General features: G+C 69.7%; 9 protein-coding genes. 6 read left to right on the top strand and 3 right to left on the bottom strand.

The window, feature by feature from the left end; all coding sequences use genetic code 11:
- Positions 1-229: 229 nt before the first annotated feature.
- Both ABD207_RS30335 and ABD207_RS30330 read right to left on the bottom strand, forming a co-directional pair.
- Positions 230-370, bottom strand: coding sequence for a hypothetical protein (locus tag ABD207_RS30335; protein WP_344016483.1), 141 nt, complete (start codon positions 368-370; stop codon positions 230-232).
- A gap of 129 nt (positions 371-499) precedes the next feature.
- Positions 500-1,624: a site-2 protease family protein gene (locus ABD207_RS30330; RefSeq protein ID WP_344016482.1), complete on the bottom strand. Its 1,125-nt coding sequence runs from the start codon at positions 1,622-1,624 to the stop codon at positions 500-502.
- Between the two features lie 736 nt (positions 1,625-2,360).
- Here ABD207_RS30330 and ABD207_RS30325 point away from each other — a divergent pair.
- From ABD207_RS30325 to ABD207_RS30300, 6 genes are all read left to right on the top strand, one after another.
- Complete coding sequence (locus ABD207_RS30325; protein WP_344016480.1) at positions 2,361-3,680, top strand: helix-turn-helix domain-containing protein; 1,320 nt, start codon at positions 2,361-2,363, stop codon at positions 3,678-3,680.
- Positions 3,677-4,249 (top strand): helix-turn-helix domain-containing protein, encoded by a 573-nt coding sequence (locus ABD207_RS30320; RefSeq protein WP_344016479.1) that lies wholly within the window; start codon positions 3,677-3,679, stop codon positions 4,247-4,249. The genes ABD207_RS30325 and ABD207_RS30320 overlap by 4 nt, the downstream gene beginning before the upstream one ends.
- A gap of 188 nt (positions 4,250-4,437) precedes the next feature.
- Complete coding sequence (locus ABD207_RS30315) at positions 4,438-5,151, top strand: ParA family protein (protein ID WP_344016477.1); 714 nt, start codon at positions 4,438-4,440, stop codon at positions 5,149-5,151.
- The gene (locus ABD207_RS30310; protein ID WP_344016476.1) at positions 5,148-6,014 is read left to right on the top strand and encodes a hypothetical protein; all 867 of its coding nucleotides are present in this window, start codon (positions 5,148-5,150) and stop codon (positions 6,012-6,014) included. Before ABD207_RS30315 ends, ABD207_RS30310 begins: the two co-directional genes overlap by 4 nt.
- A gap of 120 nt (positions 6,015-6,134) precedes the next feature.
- The gene (locus tag ABD207_RS30305; RefSeq protein WP_344016474.1) at positions 6,135-6,446 is read left to right on the top strand and encodes a hypothetical protein; all 312 of its coding nucleotides are present in this window, start codon (positions 6,135-6,137) and stop codon (positions 6,444-6,446) included.
- Between the two features lie 321 nt (positions 6,447-6,767).
- Positions 6,768-7,109 carry a C40 family peptidase gene (locus tag ABD207_RS30300; RefSeq protein ID WP_344016485.1) on the top strand — a complete coding sequence of 114 codons (342 nt, stop codon included), beginning with the start codon at positions 6,768-6,770 and terminating at the stop codon, positions 7,107-7,109.
- Between the two features lie 87 nt (positions 7,110-7,196).
- On the opposite strand, the gene ABD207_RS30295 is transcribed toward ABD207_RS30300, so the two are convergent.
- The coding region (locus tag ABD207_RS30295) for an AlbA family DNA-binding domain-containing protein (RefSeq protein WP_344016473.1) at positions 7,197-8,449 on the bottom strand (1,253 nt) is incomplete at its 5' end.

Genomic DNA, 8,449 nt, shown 5'->3' with positions numbered 1-8,449 from the left:
CGACCCCGAAGGCTCCGCCGACACCGAGAGCGAACCCGAACCGGAACCGGTCAAGTGACCCGCCGGTCTGCCGACCTCGGCGTGCGGAGAGGCGTGCGGAGACAAGGAGCGGCAGACGAGTCGGGCTGACACCGGGTTCTGTCGCCCCGGGGTCCTCGCGACCCCGGGGCGACGGTCATGCTCCAGGGCCGGTGCGGCACCGGCCTCGTGCGGTCTGCCCGGGCTGTGATCAGCCCTCGGGGGCCTCTTCGTCCGGTCGGAAAGCCCTGCTCCAGGTGGCGCCGCAGCGGCAGTGAGCGCTTTCGAGCAGCTCGCCGTCGTCGCCGACGCCGGTGACGTCCCAGATGCGGACGTGAATGTGTTCACCCATCGTTTCTCCTCGTAATGGGCGCAAGGCTACGCAGCCGCCCGCCGAAATGGGAAGGATCCTCTCACATGGTGAGATTCACCCTGGATTCGGCCGCGCGCGGGACCAGCGGGGGCGGACGGCAGGTCCGTCCTACGGCCGGACCCGGTCGCCGGCGGCGGACGCGACCGTGGTGAGCCAGCTGATGACCCGGTTGATGTCGGACTGGGTGACGATGCCCACGAGCCGGTCGTCCGCCAGGACCAGGGCGCGACGGGCCGGGCTCGCCTCGACGGCGGGCAGCAGGTCGACCAGCCGGTCCTCGGGATGCGCGGTCGGGAGATCGTCGAGAGGCACCAGCACGTCCGCGACCGACGTGCGGTGGCGCTCGTCCACCGGGACCTTGCCGGCCCGGTGGACGCTGATCAGCCCGAGGGGCCGTCCGGCCGCGTCGGTGACCGGGAAGGCCGAGTGCCGGTAGACCCAGGCCGGGTCGCTCAGGAACTGCTGGACGGTGGTGGCCGCCGGCACGGTCTCGGGATCCGGGGTCATGGCCCGGCGCACCGGGACGGTGCCGAGCAGTTCCCGCATCCTGGCCTGGCCGCCCTCGGCACTCGCCATGGCGGTCATGAACCAGCCGATCAGCATCAGCCACAGCCCGTCGACCGCGGCACCGGCGAACACCAGGAAGATGCCGGCGATGACGAACATCCAGCCGAGCACGCGGCCCGCGCCGGTGGCGACCGCGGTGGCCCGCAGCCGGCTGCCCGTGCGCCACCACACCACGGCACGCAGCAGCCGCCCGCCGTCCAGCGGCGCGGCCGGGAGAGCGTTGAACAGCGCCAGCAGGACGTTGATCGCGGCGAGCCAGGCAAGCGCCTCGACCCACAGCCCCGTTCCGTAGGCCTGGCCGAACAGGACGGCCAGGAGCCCGAACACCACACCCAGCGCCAGGCTGACCAGCGGGCCGACCCCGGCGATGCGCAGCTCGGCCGCCGGGCTCGGCGCCTCGCTCTTCAGGCGGGCGACTCCGCCCAGCAGCCAGAGCGTGATCTCGTCACTGGGCACGCCATTGCGGCGGGCGACGATCGCATGGCTGAGCTCATGGGCCAGGAGCGACAGCAGGAAGATCACGGCGGTGACCGCACCGGCCACGGCGTACAGCCAGCCCGACCGGCCCGGGTGGGCGTCGGGCAGCCGCCCGCCCGCCAGCCCTAGGGCGATCAGGCCGAAGATGACCAGGACGCTCCAGTGCACTCCGATCCGGATGCCTGCCACACGTCCCAACGAGATCGTCGCCTTCATTGCGGTTCGCCTCCGCAAGAGTGCGCCATTCGGTCACTTCCATGGTGCGGGGCCAGGGACGCTTCGGGCGACTGAACCGGGCTGCGGGCATGAAGGAGCGGCAGACGAGTCGGGCTGTACGCCGGGTATTCCTGGAGCACCTTTCTGACCTGCGCTTTCGCGGGCCGGATCGGTTGTGACCTGCTAGGTCGGGTTGCAGAGGCGATCGGAGGCAGTCAGAGGAAACCGCTCTGATTCGACCCGGGTTCGACCCGAGCTGCTCGGAGCCAGTCAGAGGCAATCGCCCTCTGTTTGGCCCCGAATCGGCCGAGGTCGGGGCGGTGTCGGATGGGTCAGGACTCCTCTGGCGGCACTCCGAGTCGATCTCGGTCGAGCCGCGATGGGGACGCCTGCCTCCGCTGAGGAGCCAGGCATACGAAGGCCTCCAGGACGGCCATCCTGGAGGCTTCGCTTGGCACCGATTGGAGGTCGGTTCCGGACGCCACCGTGGTTTTAGCGGGCCGGGGTGGCGTCCACGTCCTTGCGAGACGACCCCACAGTGCCACACCACACCCACCAGGCAGACCCATCCCGACGGACATTTCACCCGAGCGAGCGACTGGGGCTTCACCGGCTGCCTCCGGCTGCGGCTGACCTTGTCCTGCTCGGAGACCTCACCGGCCGCTACGCGGCGGGCAGTTACAGCAGGCTCGGATCCGACGGCCAGACTGTGGTCCTGCGCGAGGACCGGCAGGGGGCGGCCGAGCACGGGCACCGGATCACGGCGGCTATCGCCTGCCACGTCGCCCGCGCCGGCGGAACCGTCGACGAGCTGACCCGGCTGCTGCTCCACCCCGACCACGAGGGTGGCCGGCACGCCCGGCACATCGCGCTCCGCTCCGGGCAGGCGCGTGCCCTGGACTACATCCGCCGGGTGTGGGCCAGCGCCTCGACCGCAGTCGACAGCACCAGGGCGCTGGGCTCCCGGCACGAGGCGTACGAGGTCCTCGCTGCACTGCGCGACCGGATCGAGACCACTCCTTGGCGCGGCGAGCGGGGTCGGACCGCGCTGCGGGTGCTGCGGGCCCATCTGAACTTCGCCGAGACCGCCGGCGGCCCGCTGCACCACGCCAGTGAGCGGCAGACCGCGGAGGAGGCAGGGGTCTCGCGGACGACGCTGCGGGTGGTCTACGAGACCGTTCTCAAGCCGGGTGGCTGGCTGCGCCGGCTGCGGGTCGGCCATGGCCGGGAGGGCTCCACCTGGTACCTCGCCGACGGCAACGCCCCCGCTTCGCTGTCTCGTTTCCGGACCACTCAGTACCCCCCCGACCCGGCACTTGAGGAGTGGCCCACCCCTGAGACACGGGCGGCGGCCGACATCGACTCCACCGTCATCAGCCGCCTGATGGGCCACGACGCCTTCGCCCACCACGGCCTCGGCAGCTCCGCCCTCATGATCATCGGCGCGCTGCACGCCCGGCCCGCCCAGACCATTGGCGAACTCGTCGGCTCGGCATCGGTGTCCCGGGCCACCGCCTACCGGACCTTGCGACGCCTGGCCGACCACGGCCTGGTGCACCACAGCGGAGAGACCTGGATCCTCGCGCCTCGCGCGCTGGAGGGCTTCGGTACCAGCCTGCCAGATGCGGTTCCCGCACCGACCGCGCCCCCGGCACAGGGCTGGGACGCGGTCGCCCAGCAATACGGCACCGCGGGCGTGGCAGCCCAGCGCAAAGCGCTGCACGCTGCCGAGCGCTCGGCGTACCGGGAGGCACTGGAGCGGCTGGCGGAGCACCGGGGCAAGGCCATGGTGATCGTCCGCGACGGAGGCCAGGTCCTGGTTCCCGCACCTCGCCCCGACGAGATCCCTCCTGCGTGGCACGCCCCCGGCGGCTGTGTCCTCGACCCGGTCACCGGCCGCCCTGACGCCGAATGGCGCGTGGCCACCGACGGTCGGCTGATCCTCATCACCCCATCGGACCAGCGCAGTTACGACGAGCTGGCCGCCGCCCATGCCGAAGCCCTCAGCGAATGGGAGTCCGCCGCATGAACCCAGAGCCCCCAGTCACATCCGATGCGAGCGAGACGGTGACGCCCGAGTCCCTGCGCAAGCAGTACGAGTCCGGCGCCACGGTCGACGAACTCGTGGCCAGCAGCGGCTTGTCGTACGGCACGGTGCTCAACCGGCTGCACGAGGCCGGGACCGAGATGCGTACGTCGTGGCAGACCCGTCGGATGCGCCAGGATCCACAGGCGCGCCAGCGTCTCGCGGCCCACCTGCGCACCCTGTACGAGCAGCATGGCGCGACCCTCACCGAGCTCGCTGCGGCGGGGGCTGGGACGAGGCGTGCTGCCCGGCGCCTGCTGATCGAGGCCGGCGGCGCTGTGCGCACCACGCAGCAGACGATGCGGATGCGCGCCGCAATGCGAGCCGCCGAGCGGCAAAGGCTCGCGGTATCCCTGCGGGCACGGTACGACGCTGGCGCCACGGTCCCGGACCTCGCCAAGGAGTGCAACTACTCGGTCGCCACCGTCTACCGGCTCCTGCACCAGGCTGGCACCCGGATGCGTCCCCAGCACAACCACGGCGAAGCCCGTGACCCGAGGAAGCGGTCATGAGCGGCCCCGCCCTGTCGGGTGTCCCCCGCCATGCCCGACAGATCAAGAAGTCGGCCGTGCGCCATCCCAGGCGCAGTACTGCAGCGCGAGCCCCTCCGACATCGGCAAGCAGCCGCCACCGAATGTCGGCCCTCTTACCGACGCACATAGGACAACTCACCTTTCCAGTTTCAGGAGATCAAGCACACGTGAACGAGAACACCCGTCACAGGGCCCTGGCCGCGGCCACAGCCCGCGCCTGGGACGCCTTCGTCATCGTCGTCGGCATGCTCAAGGGCGGCACCGGCAAGACCACCTCCGCCTGGTTCATCGCCCTCTACTACGCCGTCGTCCTCGACCTGCCGACGCTGCTCCTGGACGCGGACGCAACCAGCCAGTCCGCCTATGACTGGTTCAAGGTCGCCCAGGCCGAGGGCTTCGAGATCCCGGCCAACCTGGTGGTCGAGCGGTACCCGTTCGACGACATCGCCGAATACATCCGTGAGAAGCGGTCCGAGTTCGGAGCAATCGTGGTCGACGCCGGCGGCGGCAGCGCGAAGTTGTTCCACGAGGCTGTTACCGAGGCGAACCTGCTGCTCGTGCCGGTCGCCCCCACCAAGATCGAGCGCCGCAAGCTCGTGGCCACCTTCGACGAGGCCGAGCGCGCCGCCGCCCGCAACGAGCGCGACGTCACCGCCCACGTAGTCCTCGTGAAGGCCGACGACCGCACCAGCCTGCCCCGCAACGCAAAGGACAAGCTGCTGGAGCCCGAGAAGGGCGAGGGCATCGGCCCGGACCGCGACGAGCCCTTCCCGCTCGCCGAGACGACTATCCACTCCTGGGTGCACTACATGGAGGCCTTCGGCGAGATCCCGACCGAACTGAGCGAGTACGCCGAACTGATGAAGGAGCTCACGGCATGAGCGAGCGCATGAAGCCCCCGGCCCGCCGCACGGGTCGCACCCTGGGCGGGGCCAAGAAGTCGGCCCCGCCACCCCCTCCCCCGGCCGCCGAGCTCACCCCCGAGCAGTACGCCGCCGAACAGGCCGCCGCCCAGGGCCAGGGCCGTCCCGCTGCCAGCGAGCCGCAAGTTCAGACCGCTCCTTCCGCCGTTCCCATCCCCGAGGGATCGGCACAGGGCCGGACCGAGGCGATGCCCGAAGTGGCGCAGACCTCAGCCCAGCCGACTGCCGACGTGCCGAGCGGCCCCGTGCCGGAGCCGGCCACCAGTCAGCCGGTTCGCCCGGCCGTCGTCGCCCCCGAGGCGGGGACGGCGGTCGGTGGGGAGCCGGTGGAGCGGCACATGCCGCCTGTGGTCCCGGCTCCCGAGCCTGCAGCACCTGCGGTCCAGGCCACGCAGCCGGCCGAACCTGTTGCGCAGCATGGTCCGCCTCCTGTCACGTCCGCGACTGCTGGTGCGGCTCCGGCCGCCGAGGTGGCCATTCGCCCGGCCGTTTCCCCGGTGGCAGGCGGCACCGCATTCCCGGTGAGGACCGAGGGTCCGGGGGCTCACCAGGAACAACAGGAGACTCGATCGCAGGAGGATCCCAGCGAGGGAACGCCGTATGCGCACGGTCCCGGCCGTCCCAAGGATGTTCCCGAGGTCGCCGTCGTTCTCAACCAGCGGATCATCGCGCGGGAGAGTCTCGACTCTTCGGTTCCCGCTGCGTTGAAGCTGAAGAAGCGGATCAAGCGCTTCGCGCTGGACAACGAACTCGATCACCTGCCCATCGGCGACATTGTCTCGGTCGCACTGGACGAGTGGCTCACCGCCCGCGGCTTCTGACCCGACCGCACGGCACGGGGCGGCCACCCCCACGCAAGGGGGCGGCCACCCCGTGCCGACTATTCCAATAGCCCAATAGGCGGCTAGCTATCCGCCTATCCGGACCGACCGGAGCAACTCGTGCCCGATCTCGCCCATCACGCCCGACGACTGCGTGAGATGGCCGACGCATTGGAAGCGCAGTCCCAGCCCGCTGAAGACCCATTCACTCCACACCCGAACACGCTGGAGATCATCAGCAATCGCCACACCAAACGCGGACAGCTCAACTACGCCGTCCCCGATGCCCTCCAGCTCCAGAAACGCATCCGCCGATACAACGCCGATCACGACATGCCCCACGGCGACATCGTCGCCCTCGCACTTGACACGTGGCTGCGTGCTAAGGGCTACCCACCCGACCTCACCTCGCCCAAAGCCGAAGCACGCTGATCACGCGGCCGACTTCACTGCCATGCCCCCTCGGTGGTAAGTCCCGCCGGGGCGCCCCCGCCCGTACCCGCCAAGCAACTCGCGGCCGGGCCGACGGCCTGCCCCTCACCGCGACCGGCAACAACGGCTCCAGCAGAGATCTCCTCATCCCACACCGAGATCATCACGGCGCAGGGTCAGGAACAGGGCTGAGAAGAGTAGACAGAGGGACTACTCCTCGGCCCGGCGCCTCGGCAACATCGCGGAGGCCGGACGGCCGAAGGCAAGCTCTACTATGGCGCTGCGTATTGCAGTCCCGCCAGCGGACGCGCCCGTACCGCGATCGAGTTCGCCTACGCCCAGCTCGGCAAGCCCTACGAGTGGGGATCGACCGGCCCGAACTCCTACGACTGCTCCGGCCTCACCGGCGCCTCCTGGCGCACCGCCGACGTCTCACTGCCCCGCACCGTCAACCAGCAGTACAACGCGGGCCGGCAGGTCGCCCGCTCCGACCTCCAGCCCGGGACATCACCTACTGGTACAACAACAGCCAGCACAACGGCCTGTACATCGGCCACGGCAAGGCCATCCACGCACCGCGCACCGGCAAGAACATCGAGATCACCAACCTCGCCTCCATGCCGTACTTCGCGGCCACGCGGCCCTGAATCCCGGACGGCGTAGCCGCCTCGTGCCCTCTCACCCACTCGCCCAGCGGTCTTACTCGGCTTGTCGCACGCGCCGTTCGCGGAAGCGTCCAACCGGCTGATGTCACGGCCCCTTGGTCAGCAGCAGCGTTGTGCTCACCCGGCCGCCATCAGTGAACGGATTGTCCGTGACGTCAAGGCCGAACAGGACGTAGAGATGCCGCAGGGCCTCATACGCATCGCGCTCCGGGTCGCCCAAGGCGTGCCAACTGTGGTTCCAGTCATCGTTGGTCGCTGGCTGCGGTGAGCCCCGGAGCGGAAAGTTCGGGTCGTCCCCGGCTGCAAGGGTGCGGGCCGGCGGACGTGCGAACTCGGTGGCCACAATCCGGTGTGTCCACGAGCCGTCTACCAACGGCAGAACGTGTTGGTCGACGAGCCGGAAGTACTCCAGCGTGATTTCGGTAAGCACGAAGACACTGATCCTGCGGTCCGCACCGCCGGAGTAGCGTTCCATGGCCCAGCCCAGCATGTCCCGCGTCGCGGCCACGGCCGCCGTGACTGCTCCGTCGGACTCAATCCACAACCCGCGCCGTGGAGGCTGAGTGAGGAGGAGTCCACCGTCGTGGGCCTCGGGCTGGTGGTAGACCGACGCGAAGTTGAAGCCTTGGGTGCCACGCAGCGTGTCCTGGTTGCGCAATACGTTCCGCAAGCCGCCAGTGGCGTGCATACCGGGGACAAGCCCCTTCGGGTGGTCGGGCGTGCTCTGAAAGAACAAGACCGGTACGTCGTCCAGGTCCAGGCGGGCTCGCAAAGAAACCCGTGTGGCCTCCCGGTCTGCGTGCGGCTCCGGGGCAGGTGGGGTCGTGGCGGGTTCCCGTCGCATGCGCAGGCCGTCGCTCAAGAGCCGGTACGCCTCGTCCGGCGAAAGGTAGGCCGTGGTGTCACCGTTGCGGATGGGGACCGTCCAGCTTCCTTTGACGAACCTGCCGTCCTCGGTCAGCCCCCGAGTGACCAGCGCCCACCGGTCGGACTCGGGCAGCGCAGCCACCTCGATCACCAGGTAGTGACCGGATGCGTCGGGGTCATCAGCGGCGTGGTCGAACCACAGGTAGTTCACCTTGAGCAGCGGGCGCACGTATTCGGTGATGACGTCCTTATACGAGGTGCTGTTGACCAACGACTTCGCGAAGGGTGTCAGCTTCTCCGCGACCTCGTAGAGCTCGGTCGGCCGCTGCTTCGCCTTGAGGCCGCACACGATCAGACCGCCGCCGGCGTTGGCAAACGCTGCGACGTCCTTCGCTAGTTCGAACTTGCCTTTCTCAGAGGGCGTTAAGTCCGTTTCTGGTAGCGGCCGCGTCCGGGCTGGGTGAGGAAGCC

This window comes from Streptomyces thermospinosisporus (assembly GCF_039526425.1).
Taxonomy (GTDB): Bacteria; Actinomycetota; Actinomycetes; order Streptomycetales; family Streptomycetaceae; genus Streptomyces; species Streptomyces thermocarboxydovorans.
This window is presented reverse-complemented; position numbering and strand designations above follow the sequence as displayed.